This window comes from Arcobacter acticola (assembly GCF_013177675.1).
GTDB lineage: Bacteria > Campylobacterota > Campylobacteria > Campylobacterales > Arcobacteraceae > Aliarcobacter > Aliarcobacter acticola.
In genome coordinates, this window is record NZ_CP042652.1 from 1,218,797 (window position 1) to 1,241,514 (window position 22,718).

The 22,718-nt window shown below is 24.1% G+C and carries 19 protein-coding genes; 12 read left to right on the plus strand and 7 right to left on the minus strand.

Going from position 1 to position 22,718, the window contains the following annotated elements:
• Window positions 1-18: 18 nt before the first annotated feature.
• Window positions 19-1,566: an IS21 family transposase gene (gene istA, locus AACT_RS06270; RefSeq protein ID WP_216658224.1), complete on the minus strand. Its 1,548-nt coding sequence runs from the start codon at window positions 1,564-1,566 to the stop codon at window positions 19-21.
• A gap of 154 nt (window positions 1,567-1,720) precedes the next feature.
• On the opposite strand from istA, the gene AACT_RS06275 reads away from it, so the two are divergent.
• Genes AACT_RS06275 through AACT_RS06290 form a run of 4 tightly spaced genes read left to right on the plus strand, consistent with a single transcriptional unit; the run spans window position 1,721 to window position 7,082 of the window.
• On the plus strand, window positions 1,721-3,292 hold the full coding sequence (locus AACT_RS06275) for a sensor histidine kinase (RefSeq protein WP_172125992.1): 1,572 nt from the start codon (window positions 1,721-1,723) through the stop codon (window positions 3,290-3,292).
• On the plus strand, window positions 3,279-4,391 hold the full coding sequence (locus AACT_RS06280; protein ID WP_172125993.1) for a hybrid sensor histidine kinase/response regulator: 1,113 nt from the start codon (window positions 3,279-3,281) through the stop codon (window positions 4,389-4,391). Before AACT_RS06275 ends, AACT_RS06280 begins: the two co-directional genes overlap by 14 nt.
• 50 nt (window positions 4,392-4,441) lie before the next feature.
• The gene (locus AACT_RS06285) at window positions 4,442-5,224 is read left to right on the plus strand and encodes a phosphate/phosphite/phosphonate ABC transporter substrate-binding protein (RefSeq protein ID WP_172125994.1); all 783 of its coding nucleotides are present in this window, start codon (window positions 4,442-4,444) and stop codon (window positions 5,222-5,224) included.
• A gap of 7 nt (window positions 5,225-5,231) precedes the next feature.
• Window positions 5,232-7,082: a HAMP domain-containing sensor histidine kinase gene (locus tag AACT_RS06290; protein WP_172125995.1), complete on the plus strand. Its 1,851-nt coding sequence runs from the start codon at window positions 5,232-5,234 to the stop codon at window positions 7,080-7,082.
• A gap of 10 nt (window positions 7,083-7,092) precedes the next feature.
• Here AACT_RS06290 and AACT_RS06295 read toward each other — a convergent pair whose 3' ends face one another.
• The 4 genes from AACT_RS06295 to AACT_RS06310 form a co-directional block, all read right to left on the minus strand.
• Window positions 7,093-7,752: a winged helix-turn-helix domain-containing protein gene (locus tag AACT_RS06295; protein WP_172125996.1), complete on the minus strand. Its 660-nt coding sequence runs from the start codon at window positions 7,750-7,752 to the stop codon at window positions 7,093-7,095.
• A gap of 101 nt (window positions 7,753-7,853) precedes the next feature.
• Window positions 7,854-9,128, minus strand: a complete 1,275-nt coding sequence (locus AACT_RS06300) for a response regulator (protein WP_172125997.1) — start codon at window positions 9,126-9,128, stop codon at window positions 7,854-7,856.
• A gap of 8 nt (window positions 9,129-9,136) precedes the next feature.
• Window positions 9,137-9,853 carry a response regulator transcription factor gene (locus AACT_RS06305; protein ID WP_172125998.1) on the minus strand — a complete coding sequence of 239 codons (717 nt, stop codon included), beginning with the start codon at window positions 9,851-9,853 and terminating at the stop codon, window positions 9,137-9,139.
• Between the two features lie 291 nt (window positions 9,854-10,144).
• Window positions 10,145-10,603: a hypothetical protein gene (locus AACT_RS06310; RefSeq protein WP_172125999.1), complete on the minus strand. Its 459-nt coding sequence runs from the start codon at window positions 10,601-10,603 to the stop codon at window positions 10,145-10,147.
• Window positions 10,604-10,802: 199 nt separating this feature from the next.
• Here AACT_RS06310 and AACT_RS06315 point away from each other — a divergent pair, with 199 nt between their 5' ends.
• The 6 genes from AACT_RS06315 (at window position 10,803) to AACT_RS06340 (ending at window position 17,263) form a co-directional block, all read left to right on the plus strand.
• The gene (locus AACT_RS06315) at window positions 10,803-12,269 is read left to right on the plus strand and encodes an MBOAT family O-acyltransferase (RefSeq protein ID WP_272953566.1); all 1,467 of its coding nucleotides are present in this window, start codon (window positions 10,803-10,805) and stop codon (window positions 12,267-12,269) included.
• A gap of 9 nt (window positions 12,270-12,278) precedes the next feature.
• Window positions 12,279-13,412, plus strand: coding sequence for a hypothetical protein (locus AACT_RS06320; protein WP_172126001.1), 1,134 nt, complete (start codon window positions 12,279-12,281; stop codon window positions 13,410-13,412).
• A gap of 1,061 nt (window positions 13,413-14,473) precedes the next feature.
• Complete coding sequence (locus tag AACT_RS06325; RefSeq protein ID WP_172126002.1) at window positions 14,474-14,851, plus strand: hypothetical protein; 378 nt, start codon at window positions 14,474-14,476, stop codon at window positions 14,849-14,851.
• On the plus strand, window positions 14,844-15,695 hold the full coding sequence (locus tag AACT_RS06330; protein ID WP_172126003.1) for a site-specific integrase: 852 nt from the start codon (window positions 14,844-14,846) through the stop codon (window positions 15,693-15,695). The genes AACT_RS06325 and AACT_RS06330 overlap by 8 nt, the downstream gene beginning before the upstream one ends.
• 115 nt (window positions 15,696-15,810) lie before the next feature.
• Entirely contained in the window at window positions 15,811-16,122 is a 312-nt protein-coding gene (locus AACT_RS06335; protein WP_172126004.1) for a MerR family transcriptional regulator, read from the plus strand.
• Window positions 16,123-16,186: 64 nt separating this feature from the next.
• On the plus strand, window positions 16,187-17,263 hold the full coding sequence (locus AACT_RS06340) for a tyrosine-type recombinase/integrase (protein ID WP_228720546.1): 1,077 nt from the start codon (window positions 16,187-16,189) through the stop codon (window positions 17,261-17,263).
• A gap of 68 nt (window positions 17,264-17,331) precedes the next feature.
• On the opposite strand, the gene AACT_RS06345 is transcribed toward AACT_RS06340, so the two are convergent.
• Window positions 17,332-19,236, minus strand: a complete 1,905-nt coding sequence (locus AACT_RS06345; protein ID WP_172126005.1) for a sensor histidine kinase — start codon at window positions 19,234-19,236, stop codon at window positions 17,332-17,334.
• 58 nt (window positions 19,237-19,294) lie between these two features.
• On the opposite strand from AACT_RS06345, the gene AACT_RS06350 reads away from it, so the two are divergent.
• Entirely contained in the window at window positions 19,295-20,653 is a 1,359-nt protein-coding gene (locus AACT_RS06350) for an IS4 family transposase (RefSeq protein ID WP_172124157.1), read from the plus strand.
• A gap of 166 nt (window positions 20,654-20,819) precedes the next feature.
• Here the strand turns inward: AACT_RS06350 and AACT_RS06355 are convergent, their stop codons facing one another.
• A complete protein-coding gene (locus AACT_RS06355; protein WP_172126006.1) occupies window positions 20,820-21,875 on the minus strand; it encodes a sensor histidine kinase in 1,056 nt (351 codons plus the stop codon).
• A gap of 81 nt (window positions 21,876-21,956) precedes the next feature.
• On the opposite strand from AACT_RS06355, the gene AACT_RS06360 reads away from it, so the two are divergent.
• Complete coding sequence (locus AACT_RS06360) at window positions 21,957-22,703, plus strand: response regulator transcription factor (protein WP_172126007.1); 747 nt, start codon at window positions 21,957-21,959, stop codon at window positions 22,701-22,703.
• Window positions 22,704-22,718: the final 15 nt, after the last annotated feature.

The following is a 22,718-nucleotide window of genomic DNA, read 5'->3' on the forward strand; positions in this document are numbered from 1 at the left end:
TAATTTGAATTTGATAAATTAAATATCACTTTTTGCATAATATGCTCCACCTCTAATATTATCATGACTATTTAAGCAAGGATTATTTACACTTGTTTGTTGAGTATAATAATAGAGATAACTTTTTGTTTTTAGCATTGATTCTATGGAACTCACTTTTAAAATATTTGATTCAAAGGCTACTTTTGAAACCATTTCTATTTCTTCTTTTCCATAAATTTTTGAGAAACTCAATATTGCAATACATGATTTAAACGATCTTACTTCATGACTTTTTGAATCCATTATTTTTTGCACTAATGAAGTTGTAAAAACTCCTAAACTATTTGCCCAATGTAAAATTCTTCTACTATTCCATTTTTCATATTGATATTGATGTTCAGCAGGCATATGTTCTTTCATAGTTGAATCAGTATATGCTTGAAATAGCCTTTTATGATGAGCTATTACATTTCCATCAAGTGAAATTACTACAGATGTTGATGAGTATGTTACCTCTACTTTTTTACCTAAATAAATATATGGTACAGAATAACCATTTCCTAAAAGTTCAACATGGTAATCTATTCCTACCGTTGCTTTTTTGAACTCTTTGTAAATATATCGATTTGCTCTTAATGGGTGTAAATAAGGTTTATCTAACAGTTCAAATAGTTCAGTTCGACTTTTATTAAATCTTCTTACTTTTCTTTCATTATAAAGATCAATCAATTTATTGATTTGTTCATTTAATTCATCTACATTAAAAAAAGTATGATGTCTTAATTTCATTAATATCCATCGTTGAATGGCTTTAACCCCAAGTTCTACTTTACTTTTATCTTGTGGTTTATATGGCCGTGCTGGTTGTATGGCTATTCCATAATGTCTTCCCATATCAGCATAAGCATCATTTAGTTTTACTATTCCTTTTTTATTACTTATAACTGCTGCTTTTAAATTATCAGGAACCAATATATTTGGAACACCACCATAGAAATAAAATGCATTTACATGTGAATTAATAAAATCTTTTGTACTTTGGCTCATTGAGGCGTGAACATAGGTATATCCACTAGCTCCTAATACTGTTACAAATATTTGTGCTTTATTTATTTCACCTGTTCTTTGATTTACAATAGGCATTGTAAGACCACTATAATCTATAAAAAGTTTATCACCACCATAATGTATTTGTCTCATTGATGGGTTTACAGTTTTTACAAATTTATTGTAATAGCGATTAAATTGGCTATAGCTGTAAATGTTGGGATTACTAATAACTATTTCTTCATAAAGTAGTTTTCTAGTCATTCCTTTTTTACAAAGCTCTTGGTGTATATTATTCCAATCTATTTCAACTACAGTTGTTGATATTTTTGAAACTAAAGGTTTTTTAGAATGAAATAGTTGTTCTACTTCTTCATCCTCTAATTTTAAGGTGTGATCTAAAGAGAGATTCATTTCATTAAATGAATTAGCATAGTTTGCAATACTATTTCTGGAAACTCCAGTAATAGTTTGAATTTGCCGATTTGATAGTAAATTAAGATATTTTAATCTTAAGACTTCTTTGATTTTACTCATACGTATTCTCCTCATTATTTACACCTTTTTTAGGTGCATTATATTGAAGAATACTCTAAAACTTAACTCAAACTTATAGACGCATCATAAAGATTTAGTGGCTCTCTTTGCGATGCGCACACTGGCCAAATCATTATGCGTCAGGTGGCCAAGTGTGAATGCGCGCGCTGGCCAAATTCTTTGCGTCCCAACAGTAGATCAAATATCAATTGCATATCGTTGTCATTGTGCAATAGGTAATAGTATTAATCTAAAAGAAATGATACATGAAGTTTTAAAAACTTTTATAAGTGAATCATATGCAGTTTACGGACATTTTTCTTTACTTACTGAAGATATGACATATGAAGATTTTGATAGTTTTGGAAAAATTAGTAATTTTGATTATAAAAAATATGATGATTATAAAGATCAATTATCAATTATTAATGATGAAGATTTGATTATTTTAAAAATCAATTTAGATAATGGTATTTTATTTTTAGTTTCAAAGAATGCTGGGACTGACTGTTCTTTTTTTCTTTCTATGTTTGAAAGTTTAATTCCAAAATTAAATTTAAGTATAAATGCTTGCATAAATTTTAATAAATTAGAAAAAGCTAATAATTTATTAAAAGAACAAAAGAAAGAGCTTATAAAAGCAAATAAAACAAAAGATGATTTTCTCGCAAATATGAGTCATGAATTAAAAACTCCATTAAATTCAATTAGTATAATTTCAAAAATCATGTCTAATAATAAAGAGAATAATTTGGATGATACATCTGTAAAAAATATGAAAGTAATTAATAAGTGTGCGCAAGATTTAACAGAATTAATAAATGATATATTAGATATTTCTAAAATTGAAGCAGGTGAATTAAATATTTATAAAAAAGATATTTCTTTAAAAAATTTAATCGAAGAGTTATATGATTTATTTATTCCTATAGCACAAGAAAAAAATATTCAATTTATAAATAATTTTGAAATTAAAAATTGTGATATTTTTACAGATGAACAAAGAACAAAACAGATTTTAAAAAACTTTTTAAGTAATGCAATAAAATTTACTAATAAAGGTAAAGTAGAAATCTTATCAAAAGAGTACGATGAATTTTTTGAGATAAGTATAATAGATTCAGGTATAGGAATCGCAAAAGAAAATTTAGAGTATGTTTTTGATAGATTTAAGCAAGTTGATGATTCTATGGGTAAAAAATATCAAGGAACAGGTCTTGGATTAGCTATTTCAAAACAGTTAGCACAAATGTTAAATGGATATATTTATGCTGCAAGTGAAATTGGAATAGGATCTACATTTAAATATATTATTTATAAAAGAAATCAAGAAAAAGCAGATTTAAATCATGGTGATAAAGAAATAGATGTGAAAGAATCAAAAGCTTTATTTAATGACAATTTTTTAAAAAAACAAATATTTCTTTACCATTCAAATAGTATAGAACAATTTAATTTAGTTATAAACCTAAAAAAACATTCTTTTAATGTTATACCTATTTTAAATGAGCAAAAACTAGAAGAAAAAATAAGTGAAATTGTAAATGACAATCATTTAATTATCTTAGATTCTAAATTAGAAAATTTGCAAAATATAATTAATGATAAAATGAATAAAGATTTAAATTTTATGATTTTAGAAGAAGGAGAAGTTATGGAAAATTTAATAGAGAAATTAAAAAGTATTCAACTTTTTAATGGGGAGTTTAATAATGGAAAAGTTTAATGTATTAATTGTTGATGATATTGATGAAAATATATATTCATTGAAATTATTAATTGAAGAAAATTTTGATTTAAATATTTTTACTGCAACAAGTGCAAATGATGCAATGGCAATTTTACTAAATAAATCAATTGATTTAATTTTAATGGATGTTCAAATGCCAGATGTTGATGGTTTTGAGTTTACTTCATATTTAAAAGAGTTAGAAATTATCAAAGATATTCCTGTGATATTTATTACAGGAATATATGATACTGAGCAATATAAGTCAAAAGCATATGAAATAGGAGGTATTGAATATATCACAAAGCCTATTGACAATAATTTATTAACTTCTAAATTAAAAGTTTATATAGATTTATATGAAAGTATAAATAAGTCAAAAAAAGACTTAGATAAAACAGAAAATTTATTAATTCATAATAGTAAGATGGCTAGTTTAGGAGAAATGATAGGAATTATATCTCATCAATTAAAGCAGCCTTTAAATGTAATATCTTTACATTCTGAATGTTTAAAATTCTCTTATGAAGATGGTGAACTTAATGATGAAGTTATGAAAGATTTTAATGATAATACAAAATCTCAAGTTAACTATATGACCGAAACAATTAATGGATTTTTAGATTTTTATAATCCTAATAAAACTGCAGAAGTTTTTAATATTAATGATTCAATACAAAAAGCATTAAAAATTTTAGAAAGCAAAATTTCTTTAAATAATGTAAAACTAGATTTACAAATAGATGAGACATTAAAAACAACTGGTATCAAAATGGAACTTGTACAGGTTCTAATCAACATAATTAGTAATTCTCTTGATGTTTTTATAGAAAGAGACATTAATAATAGAATAATCTTTTTAAAATTATTTGAAGAAGATTCAAAAACAGTTTTAACTTTAGAGGACAGTGCAGGTGGTGTAAAAGATGATATCTTAGAAAAACTTCTAGATCCATATTTTACTACGAAAACTACAGGTACAGGAATTGGTTTATATATGGTTAAGTTAATCATAAAAAATAATTTTAAAGGGGACTTAAAAATTATGAATAGTGAAAATGGTCTGAAATTTATGATCGCATTAAATAATTCTTGAGTGATTCAAGCATATGACAATAAAAACATATTTTAAAATAAGGAGCAATAATGTTTAAAAAAATTCTATTTCTAATTACTTTTACTTCAGTTCTATTTTCTCAAGAAATAACACTAGGTGTGGTTCCACAACAAAGTCCATTGGAACTATCAAAAAAATGGTTACCAATAACTAATTATATATCAGAAAAAACAGGTATAAAGGTTGTTTTTAAAACAGAAAAATCTATACAAATATTTGAAGAAAAATTTGTTGAAGGTCAATATGATATTGCTTTTATGAATCCTTATCATTTTAATATTGCAAATAAACAACAAAACTATAGTGCTTTTGCTAGATCAAAAGATGATATAGTTGGAATAATTTTAGGTAAAAAAGATAAAGAGTTTAATGTAAATAATTTAAAAGGTACAACATTTCTTTTTCCTTCACCAAATGCTTTTGCAGCAACTCTTCTAACGAAATATGAGTTAAAAGAGAAATATAATTTTGATATAGACAAAGAATCAAAAGTAATTTATGTAAATTCTCATGATTCAGTTTACAAAGGAATTGCTAGAGGAATTGGTGATTTTGGTGGTGGAATAATAAGAACATTTGATAATTTTAAAGATACGGAAGATAAAGATAAAATAGAAATAGTTTATAAGACTAAGCCTTATCCCTCTCATCCATTTGCAAGTCATCCAAGAGTTAGTGAAGAAATAGTTGAAAAAATATCAAAAGCAATTATAGAAATGCCAGTTGAGTTAAAAGATTTATTAAGTATAAAAGAATTTATACCAACAACTACAAGTGAATATGATGTAATTAAAAATATAGGTATTAAATAATCTAAGTATGTCATTTAAATATAGATTTATACTATCATTTGTAACACTAGAAATATTTTTTATACTATTAATTGTTATATTTAATTTTAATACAATTAGCAGTTCGACTAAACAATTAATCACTGAAAAAATTGATTCTACTATGTCATTTATGAAAAGTCTAATAGTTGTGCCATTGAGTATTTATGATTTAGGAACATTGGATAATATAACTGAAAATGTTGCTGAATTGAAAAATATTAACTCAATTATTATTTTAGATAAAGAAAATAGAATCATTTCTTCTAAATTTAGATTCAAATATCAAAGTATTGATGAAATCTTGAAAATTAAATCTAATCAAGATTTATCTTTGGCTGATAAGGTATATGAATTAAGATATGAAACTTTTAGTGAAGAAGGTATTTATATAGGTTCTATTTATATAATTTTTGATCACTCAGAAAATAGAGTTTTTTTAAATGATACTAAAAATAACAATATTATTTTTATAGTACTTGAAATATTATTTTCTACAATATTAGCTTTTCTTGTTGGGAGTAAATTAAATAATAAACTAATAAATCTATCTGAAGTAGCAAGAAATATTGGTAAAAATAAGAAAATAAAAATTCCTTACTTAAATTTAAAAGATGAAATAGGTATTCTGTCTAATTCATTAAATCAAATGCAAATTGATTTAGAAAATAGAAACAAAGATTTAAAGAATTTAACAAAAGATTTAACTAATCAAAAATTTGAATTAATAGAGACTCAAAAACATAAAGATTCTTTTTTTGCTAATATGAGCCACGAATTAAAAACTCCTTTAAATTCCATAAATATTTTATCATCAATTATGATGAATAATAAAAAAGAAAATTTAGATGCTGTTCAAATTAAAAATCTAACAATAATAAATGATTGTGGTAAAAAACTTGTTGCTTTGATAAATGACATAATGGATATTTCTAAAATTGAAGCAGGAGAACTTATTGTTAGCTCAAAGCCTTTTGATTTTAATAAATCAATGAATAAAATTTACGAAATGTTTTTAGTACAAATTCAAAAAAAAGGTTTAGAATTTGTTTTTCAAAAAGATCCTTCTTTTGAATTTATAAAAAATGATGAAAAACTAATTGGACAAATATTAATAAATATTTTAAGTAATGCAATTAAATTTACACAAAAAGGTAAAATAGAATTTATTATAAACAATAAAAATGAATTTATTGAATTTATAATAAAAGATGATGGAATTGGAATTCCTAGTGATAAGTTACAATACATTTTTGAAAGATTTAAACAAGTTGATGGAAGTTTAAATAGAAAATATGAAGGAACAGGTCTTGGATTATCAATTTCAAAAGAATTGACAAGTATGTTATGTGGGAATATTACTGTTGAAAGTGAATTAAATAAGGGTAGTAAATTTACTATTCTAATCAAAAAAAATATAGAAACACAAAATAGAAAAGCAGAAGATAGAATAAACAATCAGAAAAAAATTTCTCCTAAGAAAGCACATATATCTATAAAAAAAGATAATAAAAGTATTCTTTTTATGAACAAGGACCCTTTATATTATTTGGATATAGTTCTAAAATTAAAAAAGAAATCTTTTATTGTAAAACAGGTAAATTCATTGGATAATTTATTATTAGAACTTGAAAACAAAAAAGAATTTTATAAGAAAATTGTTTTGGATTTAGATTTTATTGAACAATCAGATTTAAATGAGTTCTTAAAAAATAACAACATTGATATATTATTTGCTACAAGTGAGCTTGATAAAATTGATGAAAATTTAAAAAATAGTAATACAATAATTTTAGACAAATCACAAAAAGAAAAGTTTGTAGAAAGTCTTAGTTTATAAAACTGTCCTTTTAATTGTATATATCTATCCTATAACCTTTTTTTGAGGAATTTTGAATAAAAGTCTCGTAAGTTTTTTCTCTAATATGCTTAACTGTATTTCTTAATGTAAATAATGAAAACTTCTTACCTTTCCAAACTTCCTTTGAGATATCTTCATAGTTTATTACATTATTTGCATTTTCCGTAAGTAAAATTATTAATTTTTTTTCTATGTTTGTAAGGTCAATAATTTTTTTACCTTCAAATAATATTTTTTTATTTATATCAAAATAAAATCTATTTTCAAATTGAATTTTTTTATTTTTGTGTAAAAAACTAAGACAAATTTCTATATTAGTAATTAAAATATTTTCGCTAATATTCTCTTCTAGAATAGCATAAGTATTAATCTCTTTATAGATTGATAAATCGTTTAGAGTTTTGTTTTGTAATATAATTATTGGTATATTAAAATCATAGTTTTCAAATTGTTCTAGAATTTCTTTGAATTTTATTAATGAGTAATTACTATTATCAAATATGATTAAATCAAAGGTATTAATACCTTTATTTAGTAAATAAAACTTATCGTAATTTAAAAAATGAAAAGCATAATTTTTATTTGACTGCTCTTTGAATTTCTCAATATAGTATAAATTTTCACTTAAAAATAAAATAGAATTATTCATGTTAAAATCCCTCAAAAAAATTATTTATATTAAGAATTTTACAATATAATGATATTGTAATGGTATCATTTTAATTATTTTTTATAATTTATTTAAATAAATTATAAATTAAACATACCTTTTTTACTTTTACCTTTATTTTCTTCTAACTCAGTAATAATATATTCTAAAGCTTCAATTTTATTATTGAATTTTGTTTCATTTTTTTTGAACATATCTATTAGATTATCTTTATGTTCAATAGTGTCTTTGAATTCGCTTATTTTTTCTATTAATAAATCTTTTTCAGTTTTTATTTTTTGTAAACTTTTTCTAAATAGTTCAATCTCATCATTCTTCTTTTTCATTAAATCTACCTTTCCTGTAGATTGATTTAAACTACTTATTTCATATGCTTCTAGTTGCTTTAGTAAACTTGATTTTGATGTATTTGCATCTATAAGTTGTCTATCTAAATTTTGTATATGATTTTTTAGTATTTCAAGTTCACTTTCTAATTTTTTATTCTCAATTAAACTACTATGAGATTCTTTTTTAAGATGAGCTATATTCTGAAACATCTTTTTATTTAATTCTTTTTTTTCATTTTCTTGATCAGTAACTGTATAAGCAATAAAAACATACTCTTGTATATTTTTATCTGAATCATTATATATTTTTATGATTTTTGCTTTTAGATAAATAGAACCATTTTCATCTTTTTCTATTTTAATAGTATCTTCCCAAATATTATTATTCAATAGGCTCTCTTTTAAATTATCAAAAGAATTAGAAGTAGATAATTTTGATTTTAAGAAGTCAAAATTTTGACCAATTATATTAGATGTTTCACAATCTATACTATTAGAAAAAATGTCATTTATATAAGTAATATTTAAATCCATATCCATTTTAATAATGAATGCCATTTGTTCAATAGTTTTAAGATAGAGTTCTAATTCTGTGTTTTTTCTAAGTAATGTATTTTTTAAAAATAATTTCTCAGATGCATTATTTACTACCTTTGTAATACCATCAAAATCTATGGGTTTAATTATAAAATCAGAAATTTGTAATTCAATTGCTTTTAACAATACATCAGCTTCATGTCTTGCTGTAATAAAAACTACAGGTACTAAAGAATCTATTTCTCTAATTTTTTCTAACATTTCCATTCCATCTAATTTAGGCATATTAATATCACTTATTATTAGATCATATTTTTCATTTTTAAGATGTTTTTCTTTAAATGCAATATACCCTTCTAATCCATTTTCTCTTGCATCAACTGTATTAAAAAATCGTTTTAATATTTTTGTGAAGATTTCCCTTGCACTTACTTCATCTTCAACATATAGTATGTTTAAAGTTTTTATAAAATCTTTCAAGTTATTCATTTATTTTCCTATTTTGTGATTTTTATCATATATCCTAAACCATAAACATTTTCTATGTTTATTTCAGGTATTTTGTTTCTAAGTCTAGAAATGATATTTTTTAGATTTGCAACGTAATCATTTTCTCCAGAATCCTCATCCCATAAATAACATGCTATCTCTGATATAGAGTAAACTTTATTATTATAATTTAATAATAGTTCTAATAACAATAATTCTTTTTTTGTTAATTTTATGGGAAGATTATTTTTTGATAGTGTTTTTGTTTTTTGATTCCAAAAAAATTCAGTATCTATTTCTATTATATATTTTTTTTCTATTTCAATATATTTTTTATAACTTTTTTTAACACTTTTATCAACAATAGAAAGAAAATTTTTTAAATCAATAGGTTTTAAAATATAATTACTAATATCAAATTGAATAGCATCAATAATAGTGTTTGCTTCTTGTCTTGCAGTTAAGAAAATAAAAGGAATATCATTATGCAATTCTCTTAGTTTTTTTAAAAAAGTTAATCCATCCATTTTTGGCATATTTATATCACTAATTATTAGATCAATTTTATTGATCTTAAAAAGTTCTAATGCTTCTTCACCATTTGAAGCTATAAGAACTGATTTAAAACTTTTTTCAAGAATATATTTTATCTTAGGTGTAAATAGTACGTCATCCTCAACATACAAAATATTAAATTGTTTTTTATAAGATTCTAATGTTATCATTTGTGATTATATTATTAAATAGTATTATAAAAGTATCATTATTATTTAATTTACTTATTCTAAATTTAATTGTATAGAAATTGTAAATTCAGCTAGATAATTAGCAAATAAATACAAAACACCTTAAAAAGCAACTTTCTAACAATAGTAAGGTAATTAAAAGTAGTTAAATCTGTATTTATTTGGAACATTTTTGGAACATTTTTAAATTCCTAATAATACTCTTAATATCATTTTCAGAATTTAGTACGAGTATTTAAAATAATATAAATAAAAATCTCCTTAGAAGTTTTAATTGATTTTCAAGAACTCTTTAAAATAGTGTTTAATCGCTGTTCTTAGTTCAATTTGTTTAATTTTTTGTTTTTTCACACTTCTTATTCTTGAAATAAAAATATATCTTTCTATAATATTTAATTTTTGTATTTTCTGATAAATATTTAAAATATACTCACTATTTTGCTTTAAATCATTTGATGTTTGCTCAATATAAATAGTGTGCAATTTTTCAACTTTATCCAAATATTCTTCTAATTTTAATTCTAAAATATATTCAATATCTTCAATTAAAAAATCACTTATTATTGTCTTTGAATATTTCTCCAAAATAATTGTAAGTTCTCTTATTTCACTATTTGTACCATCTGAATTTAATAAAAGATTATACAAATTTGGCTTAGTTGTTTTCCAGTTATGTAAGGTTGTTCTTGTAATTTCATATTTTTCAGTGATTTCTTTTTTACTAAACATCCAATTATTTCCTATAAAAGTTTAAATGTATTGTAAATGTTTAACAATTAGACAAAAAGAATGTAAAATTATTATTTTATGTTCCATAATTAAGCAATATAATAATAAAATGCCAACTTAAAAATAATATTAAATAATGAAACATTTTAATGAAAATATATTAATTGAGTGTTCCATAATTAAACATAAGGAAAAATATTTGCTCTTCAATTCCTACGAATTCATCTTTGCCTTTTTACCAATAACCTTTTTTATCTACTTTTATCTAAATCATAAAAGATTAACCGTAGCCTCAAAAGGTTTTTTAGTATTTTCTTCACTATTTTTCTATTCTTGGTGGAATATTGCTTATCTTCCTTTAATACTAATAAGTATGCTTTTTAACTATGTAATTGGTAATAGTTTAAATAAAGAAATTGAAGAAAATAAAAAAAGCTTTTCTAAAAAATCTATTTTAATTTTTGGAATTGTTTGTAATATTGCATTACTTGGATATTTTAAATACGCAGATTTTTTTATAGAAAATTTTAATTTTGCAATAGGTACAAATGTAAATCTTTTACATTTAATTTTACCATTAGCAATATCTTTTTTTACTTTTCAACAAGTAGCATATTTAGTTGATAGTTATAGACAAGAAACAAAAGAATATGATTTTTTAAACTATGCATTATTCGTAACTTTTTTCCCTCAATTAATAGCAGGTCCAATTGTTCATCATAAAGAAATGATGCCACAATTTGCAAACAATAGAAATATGGTAAAAAATTATAGAAATATAGCTTTGGGACTTTTTATATTCTCTATTGGATTGTTTAAAAAAGTAGTAATTGCAGATACCTTTGCTGTTTGGGCAACCGCTGGATTTGATACAGCAATAACTTTAAATCTATTTGAAGCTTGGGCAACATCTTTGTCTTATACCTTTCAACTTTATTTTGATTTCTCAGGTTATACAGATATGGCAATAGGTATTGCACTTTTATTTAATATAAAACTACCTATTAACTTCAATAGCCCATATAAGGCACTATCTATTCAAGACTTTTGGAGAAGATGGCATATTACTCTAAGTCGTTTCTTGCGAGATTATATTTATATTCCATTAGGTGGAAATAAAAAATCAAGTTTTAGAACATACTCTAATCTTTTAGCTACTTTTGTAATAGGTGGATTTTGGCATGGAGCAGGATGGACATTTTTGTTCTGGGGATTCCTTCATGGAATTGCATTGATTATTCATAGACTTTGGTCAAACCTTGGATTTAAAATGTGGACTTGGTTAGCTTGGTTTATAACCTTTAACTTTGTAAATATTGCTTGGGTATTTTTTAGAGCTAAAGAATGGGATGATGCGGTTAAGGTTTTAGGGGGAATGTTTAGCTTAGATAATATTATATTACCAGAGAAATTAGAATCTAAACTTTCTTTTTTAACTAATTACAATATTGAGTTTGGCTACTGGGCAGAAAATATAAAAGGTAATGATTTTACAGCAATTGCAGTAATATTAGGATTCATTTTAATTTTAGCTTTCAGAAACTCAATGGAAAAAGGGAAAGATTTTAAACTTAATTACAAAACAGCATTACTATCTGCAATTTGTTTCATTGGTGCTATTTTGTCATTAAATAAAGCATCAGAATTTTTATATTTTAATTTTTAAGGATAATTTATGAATAGTAAAAAATGGATTAAAATATTTATTGCATATTCTTTTTTGTGTATTATTTTCATTGCGGGAATAAATTTCATGATAGATCCTTTAAAGCTGTTTCACCAGCCATATTTTTTTAAGGACAAATTAAATTCAAATATGAGATTACAAGCAGCAGGTATAATCAATAATTATGAATTTGATTCTATTATTTTAGGTACAAGTATGCTAGAAAATTCATCTTCAATAGAAAGTTCTAATATCTTAGGTGGAAATTTTATAAATATTTCACTATCTGGTAGTGATTTTTATGAAAGAAGTTTTGTATTAAATTATGCATTGGAAAAGAATCAGATTAAAAAAGTAATTTATTCATTAGATTACAGTGGTTTGATTGAATCGAGAATGGGTACTTCAGATTTTATGGTGGATAATTTTAATTATTTATATGATGATAATTATTTAAATGATTTTAAACAATACTTAAAATTAGATTCTTTTAAAGACATCTTAAAAACTTATTTAAGTAAAAAGGCTAATTTTGATAGTCCAAATGAATGGTTTTCTAATAAATCACATTCGTCTAGGTTTGGAGGAATTGATAATTGGTTTAAAGCTGAGAATAATAATCAAATTAAAGATGCATTTAAAGAAATTTCTGAGAGTATAAATGCTATAAAGAACAATGAAACTATTGTTTATAGTGATATTGATGATAAGATAAGTATTTCAAAAAAGTATATAGATAATTATTTATTAACATCTGTTATAAATAATCCAAATACAGAATTTAACTTAATTATTCCTCCGTATTCTAGAATTAAAAATGCAATTGATGCTCAATATAAAAAATCTGATTTTATAAGATTAAAAGAAAGTATAAAATATTTAGTTGAAAAAAGTAAAGATTATCCAAACCTAAAAATATATGGATGGGGAGATAGAGATTTCCCTGATAATATAGCATATTATAAAGATTTAGGACATTATAGTCCAGAAATTAATTCTAAAATGATTTATTGGATTAAAGAGAATGATGGATTAATCACACTCCATAATGTAGATAATTATCTTAATATATTTGAAAAAAAGTCTCTTGATTATAATTTATTTGAAATTGGAGAAAAAATAGAAAACTACTTAAAGAAGTAAGATAAATCCTTACTTATTTCTAATTTTCAAGTTTAAATAAGTTACCTCTCTCAAGTATCAACAGTATTGACTTGTTGAATATGAGTAAATCTTAACTCTTCTGTAGCTGATTATTTTATAATACGAGTGTATCAAGATTAATTAATGAGAAAGCTAAAAGCCAATTCTAAGTATGGATGAGATTGTATTTGAAACTTTCATAGTAGAATCTTCCGTCTTATTTTAAGCAATAAATCCACGCCCACAAAGCCTTTTCCACGCACGGCACCCTCCCGGTCTCTATGAAAATAAGCTTGCGTTTTTTCATAGAGACCGGGAGACGTGTCTTGCGGAAATTTTTTTATAGAAAGCCCATCCTATAGGGTATGTGAGGTTACTATAAAAAATACGATATCAAAAAAGATGCTTAAAATCTTCGATAATATCAGGCTTTTAAAGCTTTACGCACGTAAAGCTTTAAATACGACTTTTTTATGCCTTTTTAAAGAAATTTCAAAATTCTTTTCTAAAACTCGTTTTTTTTCAATTACTCTCCTATAACAAAGTATAGAGATAAGAAATCTCTTAACTTTCAAAGGTATGAATATGAATATTAACAAATATAAAAAACTATTAAAAGCTTTACAGAATTGAAGCTTTTCCAACAATTAAAAAAGAAACATACCTTAAATACAATCAATTATTAAATTCTAATCAGATTATACGGTGCTGTTATTAACGCAGTCTTTTTACTATTAATGCTTACTTTCTAGTAAGTTTTATGTAGTCATTATTTTTTTTCGTAATTTCTTTTTCTAAAAAGTAAATTACATTGCTTAACATTTCTACTGCTTTAATTGTCTTACAAAAACATTTCACTTCTTTAATAATTATCTTATTAAAAAGACACTACTTCCTCTCTAGGATATCAAGAATATTTTATTTAAATAATTTAATTATTCAATAAAAAAGAATTAGTAAAAAGATTTTTCTTAAATTTTTTTATATGATTCTGAAAATCCAATAAAGGAGGTAAAAAAAATTAGTAAAAATTAAACAAAATTAAATAAGGGGGAACTAAAATGAGTTTCAACAACACAAAAGTTAAAAGACTAGCAAAGAATCTTGCTTTGTCTGAAGAACAAACAGTTTCATTGCTTTTAAAACAAGCAAAGTATTTAAAAGTAAGTGGAAATCTACTTTTAAAGAGTTATGTAATTTTAAATGAATTAAAAACAGAATCTAATGAAAAACAAGCCCAAGAGCTTAAAGAAAAGAGTAGATATAAAACAAAAAATCTAATCATCTCCAAATATATGGATGTGATTATTAAGTTATATCAAGAAGGAACAGGTGCTATAAATATTTCAAAATATTTAAAGTTAAATCACAAAGTAACTATTTCAAAAAGTGCAATAGATAACTTTTTAAAAACTAATGAGGTAAAAAGAAATGGCTAATTTAAAAGGAGCTAGCTTTGAAAAGCAAATAAAAGATATTCATCATAGGCTTTCAGCATTTGGTGAAAAAAGACATGGAAGAACAGATAAACAAACACATTCAAAAGCTTTATCAATAAAAAGAGCTGAAATGAGTAAAAGTTTTGCAGATTACTGTTCTAATAAAGGCTTAGAAGGTAAACTAAATGAACATATGACTAATGAGACTGTAAAAGAGTTTTTAGATTATAGAACGCAAGATTTAGCAAAAAACTCATGTGAAAACTATGTTAGAGCATTCTCTTCTATGTTAGAAGGCTTAGAAAAATCTAATGTTGATATGTTAGTTACAAAAGATGTATTTGAAGAAAAGATGATGGAGATTAGAGAAATGCCTGATATTAATCCTATGGAAGGAAGAGCAATAAATGAAGCTGATAAATTAATAGATGCTTTGTATGAAAAAAGCTATGAAACAGCAGTTGTTGCTCAAACACAGTTAGAACTAGGGTTTAGAGTCTCTGAAGCCTTTGAAGTAGTTGAGAATATTGATAAGTATTATAATGATGGAAAATTAATAGGAGTAATAGGAAAAGGAAATCATGAATATGATGCTAAAGATATTACTTCTTCATTACTTGAAAGAATTAAATTAGCTGATAATCTTCCAACACAAAGAACTTATGCTAATCATTTAAAAGCTTATGATGTAAGCTCTCATGACTTTAGATATACATTTGTAAAAAATGAAGTTGAAAAAAGACTTGAACTAGGTCAAGAGTATAAACAGATTTTAAGTGATATCTCAAAAGAGATAAACCATTCAAGAGAAGAGATGACTAATTACTATTTGAAAAGAGTTTAATGATAGTAATTAGCTTAAAAATCTTTGCATTTAATCATTAAAAAAGATTTTTTGCAAAGATTAGAATAATATAAAAAAACAGAAAGGAAAATTAATAGGAAAGGAGGAATTTCCCATGAATCTAAATATTGAAGCAGTAAATCAAATCCCACAAATTCTAGAAATAGTAAAAATTCTAAGTGAGAAAATAGAAAATAAAGTTGAAAAAAGATGGCTAAATGTTGCAGAAACTGCATATTATCTTGGCTATTCAAAAGACCATATACATAAACTAAAAACTGACCACCTTGTAGAAGGCAAACATTATCATAAAAAAGCAGGAAGAGTGTTATTTGATAAGCTTGAACTAGATAAATGGGTGATTTCTTCTAAAAATATGCTAAATCCAAAAGAAATAGCTAATTTGGTTCTAAAGGATTTAATATGAATTCTACTAAAATTAACTCTATTGTTAGTAGTTGTTATTTTAAGGTGTTATCACAGGAGATAACATGGTTAAGATGACAGAACCTAAACTTTACACAAGAGGAACAAAACTCTGGGTACGATTTAGTTTAAATGGTGAAGTGATTAAAAGGTCACTTAATATAGAAGATTCAAAAGCTAATAGAAAATTAGCAACAACACAAATAATTCCACAAATGCTCTTAAAAATGCATAGTGGAGAGTTCTTTGAAAACAAAATTGTTCCAACAGTAAAAGAGATGATTGATATTAGTTTGAAGATGAATAGAGCTAGTAGGAAAGCTAATACTCATTCTTCATATAATTATGTTTTAAATAAACATGTAATTCCAGTATTAGGAAATAGAAAAATTGATAGTATAAAAGCATCTGAACTTACTTTATGGCAAAATGACTTATTAAAAACTCTTTCTAATAAAGCAGTAATAAATGTTAGAATAGTATTCAATGGTATATTTCAAGATGCATTAAGAGATGAGATTATTCAAAAAAATCCATTCTCAATAATTAAAGCTCCACAAAATATAGCTAAAAATGAAAATATACCTTTTTCAAAAGATGAAATATTTAAAATATTAGATGCAAGTCCAGATAAGATTAAATTGTTCTACGGAATAGGTTTTTTTACAGGAATGAGAACAGGCGAGATAACAGCTTTAAAGTGGTCTGACATTGATTTAGAAAATAAAGTAATACAAGTTAGAAGAACTAGAAATAAAGGGGTAGAAACAACCCCAAAAACAAAATCTAGTATTAGAGATGTTGATATACTCGATGTTCTTATTCCATATATTGAAAATCATTTAAAATATAAAATAGATGAGTCTGAATATGTATTTAATTCTAATTTGAATAAACCTTATCACTCAGCAATTAAGATTTCTACAACTTATTGGAAAAAGGTTTTAAAAGAACTTGAAATTCCATATAGAAATTTATATCAGATGAGACATACCTTTGCAAGTATGATGATTGCAAGTGGAGAAGATATACTTTGGGTTTCATCAATGCTTGGTCACAAGAATGCAAATATTACTTTACAAGTATATGCAAAATATATAAAAAATGAGAAGAAATCAAGAGGAACTTTTTTACTAAACTAGAACATTCTTGGTTCAGTTTTGGAACAATTTTAAAAATAGGTGTTTTAGAAGCCCTTATATTAAGGCTTTTAAGACAAAGGAAGCATAATTGTAAATTCAGCACCCTTATATTTTTGATTTTCATATTCATATTCACTATTTTTAACTTTGATCTCACCATTCATTCCATTTATTATTTGTTTACACATATAAAGACCTATACCTGTTCCTTCATAATCTTCTTTAGTAGTAAAATAAGGTTCAAATATCTTTTCTATAATATCAAGAGATATTCCTCCTGCATTATCTTTTATTTTAATTATATAATTTGAATCTTCTTTATATGAATCAATAAAAATGAATTTTTTTTGATTTTTATCTAATTGAATAAATTCGTCTTTAGCATTTTTAAAAATATTTATTAAAACCTGTAAAAGTTCATTTCTATATCCATATATTTCAGTATTATCTATATTTTTAATAAATTGAATATTATTGTTTGTAAATTGAGGTAATATTAGCTTAATAGTATCTTCAAATATATCTAAAAATTTAAAGTTAATTTTTGTTTTGTCAGATTTAAAAAAGTTCCTAAAATCATCAATTGTATGAGATAAATATTGTGCTGAATTATTAATATTATTCATTCCTTCAACTATTTCTTCATCATTTAAGCAATTCAACTCTTTTTGAATTTTTATTCCTGTGGATACTGTTGAAATAACTGATAAAGGTTGTTTCCATTGGTGAGCAATATTTGCTATCATTTCTCCCATTATTGCCATTTTTGATTGTTGAACTAAAAGCCTTTCTTTTTTAATAGTATTATTTATTTCTTTTTTTATCTCTTTTTTGTAATTATTAAACTTTTTTTCTATTATTTTAGAAATAAGAAGAGAAATTACAAGTAAGATTAAAGTTAGTAAAATACTTAAAAGTATAATATTATTAATTATAATTTCGTGCTCTTTTTTTAATTTTGCTTCTTTTTTATTAATTTTATTGTTTAACTCATCTAAATAAAAACCAGTACCAATCATCCAATCCCATTTATCAAGATATCTAACATATGAAATTTTTTCTACATTTTTTAAGTTGCTACCAGGTTTTGATGATGCTAAGTATTGCACATAGCCTTGTTTGTTTTTTTCAGCATATTCAAACATATCTTTAAGAAAATATTTTCCATTTGCATCTTTTAGATTGAATCCACTTGTACCTATTTTATTTTCATAAAAATGAGATAAATAATCTCCTTGTTTATTGAAAATAAATATATAACTATTATCATCTAATCTTACTCCTTGGATTTTCTTAAGTAAATTATTTTGAATCTTTTTTTCAAAATCAACATAATATTCACCTGTTCCAATTGCAAAGTTTAGGGGTTCAAAATATTTATAAAAACTAATCTTCTTATATGTTGTTTTATCATCTTTTGATTTATACCAATAATACTCATCATAGGTTTCACTTTTGTTTTTGATGGTTTCAGTAACCTTTTTCATATATTGATAACCATTTATATCTTTATATTCTAAAAGACTTTGTCCTTCTATTTCTTTATTTAATGGTTGTAAAATTTTTACACCATTTATATCATCAATAAATATATATCCATTTCCTTCGTTATATAACATTCCTTCAAGGGCATATTTAATTGTTTTTAATGCATGATCGTTTCTGTTAATATTTTTATTGCTTAAGAATGTTGATTCCACATTATAAATATTACTTGCAATTTTATGTGCTTCATATACTCTTTCTTTTAAAAAAGCTTTTAAGTCTTCATCTGATTTCTTAATTTCATAGTTAATAGAATCAACAACTCTATCAATTTCATTTTTTATATGTAATTTTTCTTTATTTATAAATTCACTTTTAAATGTTTCTATTTCTTTATTTAAAGTTTCATCTTTTTGTTTTATTATTCTCAACTTTCGCACATAGAAAATCATAAATTCACTATATTCAAAAGCTTCATTAAACCCCATAAATAGACACTTTTAGCTATAATTGTTCACCACAAACATTAATATATAAGGGCTTTTTATGGGTATTGACAATTTTATCGAAACTGCTATGAAGAGTGTGTTAAAGAATCCTATAGTTTTAGTTTTAAGAGATATAAATTTTAGCAGTATTTTAAAACAAAGTAATTTTATCAAGCGTGATGTAGGTGTGCCGCCGTATATGGTGATCTTACAATTTTTATATATGTTCCTTATTAATAAAAAGATCTCATCCTTTATGAAATATAGTAATGACAGTTTTAAGAAAGATGTTTATTATAGATTACTAAAAAATAGTAAATACAACTGGAGAAAATTATTGTTGCTCACATCCGTGAACTTAATCAATAAACTTTCATCATTGCAAAAGCCAACTGATACAAAAGTATTTATCATTGATGACACAGTTGAAATTAAGCGTGGAAAATATATAGAAGGCAGTTGTAAGAATTTATGGAGCAATAAAGATAAAAGAGTAGTTAAGGGTTTAAATATTGTATCACTAAACTATAGTGATACTCATACCGATATGATGCTAGATTTTTCCATGAACTATAATAAAAATCAAATTATAGATTCTATTGATAATAAATATCACCATAGAAGCAATGCCTATAAACGAAGAATTGAAGGGAGAAACGGTAAAAATATCCAAGCAATAAATATGCTAAAACGAGCTTTAAGTTCAGGAATATATGCAGACTATCTACTTGTCGATAGCTGGTATGCAAAACCAAATTTTATCAAAGAGGTTAGAGATAATGGTTTGGATACGATTGCAAGGGTTGCAAAAAGCAATAGAATCTGGCAGTTTAGTGGGAAATATAAAACACTTGAAGCTCTATATAATCATGAAAAACAAAATAAAACTTCAAAACTTGGTAACTATAACTCCATCAAATACTCCTATGTTTCAACTATCACTACACATAAAACACTTGGAAGAGTAAAGATTGTATTTATAAGAACCAAAGAAAATCTAATACCAATATTTTCAACCAATATACATTTATCAGATTTAGAGATTATAAATACATACAAAAAACGGTGGAATATTGAGCAAGGATATAAAGACCTAAGGGAATACTTTCAATTCGGTAAAGAGGAAAACCGCATTTATGAAGCCCTAATAGCTAGAATCACTCTATCATTCCTTGCATACAATTTAACAAGCTATATCAATCGTATCAATAATGAACCACAAACTTTAGGAAACTTATTCAAAGACTTAGAGTGTCAGCTTGAAACCCTTGCTATTTCAATGGAACTATTCCTAAAAATATTAGAAAACTTGCTCCAAACTACAGAAATTGTCAAGAGAAATAAAGATTTAGAGCTTATTATCAATGTTTTACGCATTCATACCAAAAAGCAACTTGGTTTTATGTGCGAAAGTTGAGTTATTATTGTATAAGTAATTAGAAATGGAAATATTAGAGTAGGTATAACTGCACCAAATCTAATAATTGTTAGTATTGTTTTTTCTCTATCGAATGTTTTCATATTTTCTCCGCACTAAATTGAGCGATTATATTATAAAAGTGTATCAGAAAAGTATCATAATTTCAAATAAATAATTTAATAATAAAAGAAGTTCCATTTTTTTTGTTTTTAACGCTAATCTCTCCATTTAAATATTTCTCAACAATCATCTTACAAATGTATAAACCCAAACCAGTACCATTTTTTTTCTCTTTTGTTGAAAAATATGGATTAAATATCTTATCAATAATATTCAAGTTTATTCCACCTGCGTTGTCTTCTATTTCAATAATTTGAAAAGAAGATTCTTTTTGTGAAAAATTTATTGTGATTTGTGGATTTGAAATATTGTTTAAAACCAAAGCATCTTTTGCATTATTTAAGATATTTAAAATAACTTGTGTAAGGTCATTTTTATGTAAGTAGATTTTGTTTAGGGATTCTTTAGAGTTGATATTTACTTTTATTCCAAGAATATCAAAACTATTTTTGATTAAAGAGTAGCTATTATTTACAACTTCTTCTATTTTTACTAAATCTTTTTTTGAATCTTTTATTAAAAAATCTCTAAAATGATCAATTGTATTTGACATATATTGCACGTAGTTATTTATCTGAGTTAATTTTTCATCATAGGTATTTAAATCAATTCTTTTTAGATTATATTTTAGTTTTAATGTTGTTATAATAGAACCAACTGCAGATAATGGCTGTCTCCATTGGTGCGCTATTATTGAAACCATTTCACCCATAGCTGCAAGCTTTGATTGCTCTAAAACTATTTTTTCATTTTTTTTGATTTCTGTTAAATCTAATATTGAAACCATTTTATAAGAAACATTATTTATATTTATATCTTTAATTTTTATAATTGCAGGTATTACATCTGCATTTTTATTTAAAAGTGATATTTCTTGAAATATTTTGCTGTTATACTCTATGAATTTTTCTTTTGATGTTGGTATTAATATTCCAATTGCAAGATTGCCTATAAGCTCTTTTTCATCTTCATAACATAAAATATCTATTAATGATCTATTTACATGTTTAATAAAACCATCTTCTATAATCAAAATACCTTCAATTGTATTATCGGTTATTTCATGAATATCTGTAAAAAACTTATTATTATCACTCATATTAAACTATTTCCAATTAAATTTATGTTTTATACATTATAATAGATTATATTAATTTTTATGTTTAAATAAGGCTGTTAAATGCTAGATTATGCACTTTTAGAAAAATATTCAAAAGATATTTCCATACTTTTTGTTGAAGATGATTTAAGTATAAGAACTGAAATAAAAGAGTTACTTGAAGAAATTTTTTCTATTGTTTATGTGGCAGTTGATGGAAAAGATGGACTTGAGAAGTATTTAGATTTTTATAAAAAAAATAGTGTCTATTTTGATTTAGTTTTAAGTGATATACAAATGCCAAATATGGATGGTATTGAATTAATAAAGGCTATTTATAAAGAAAACTCTAATCAAAAAGTTCTAGTTTTATCAGCTCATAATGAAAGTGCATATTTAATGCAGTTGATTAATCTTGGTATTAGACAATTTATTTTAAAACCCTTGGATTATAATAACTTTTTAGATGTAATTTTTAAAATAAACAAAGATATCTATTTTGAAAAAAATGAAGAAAAGATAAGTGCTTTAATAAAACTATCTGATACTCTGTTTTGGAATAAAAAAACTCAAGAATTAATAGATAATAATCAAGCTGTTAAACTAACAAAAAAAGAGTTGATTTTAATCTCTTTACTTCTAAAATACCCAGAAAAAACAAATAATAATGAAGAAATAATATCATTGATGTGGGCTGATGATTTTGATAAAAATCCAGATATTACAAATCTTAAAAATATAATCTCACGACTTAGAAAAAAAGTACCTTCTTTAAATATTGAAAATATCTATAGTTTTGGATACAAAATACATACTACCTTGGATTAATACTGCTTAAATGAT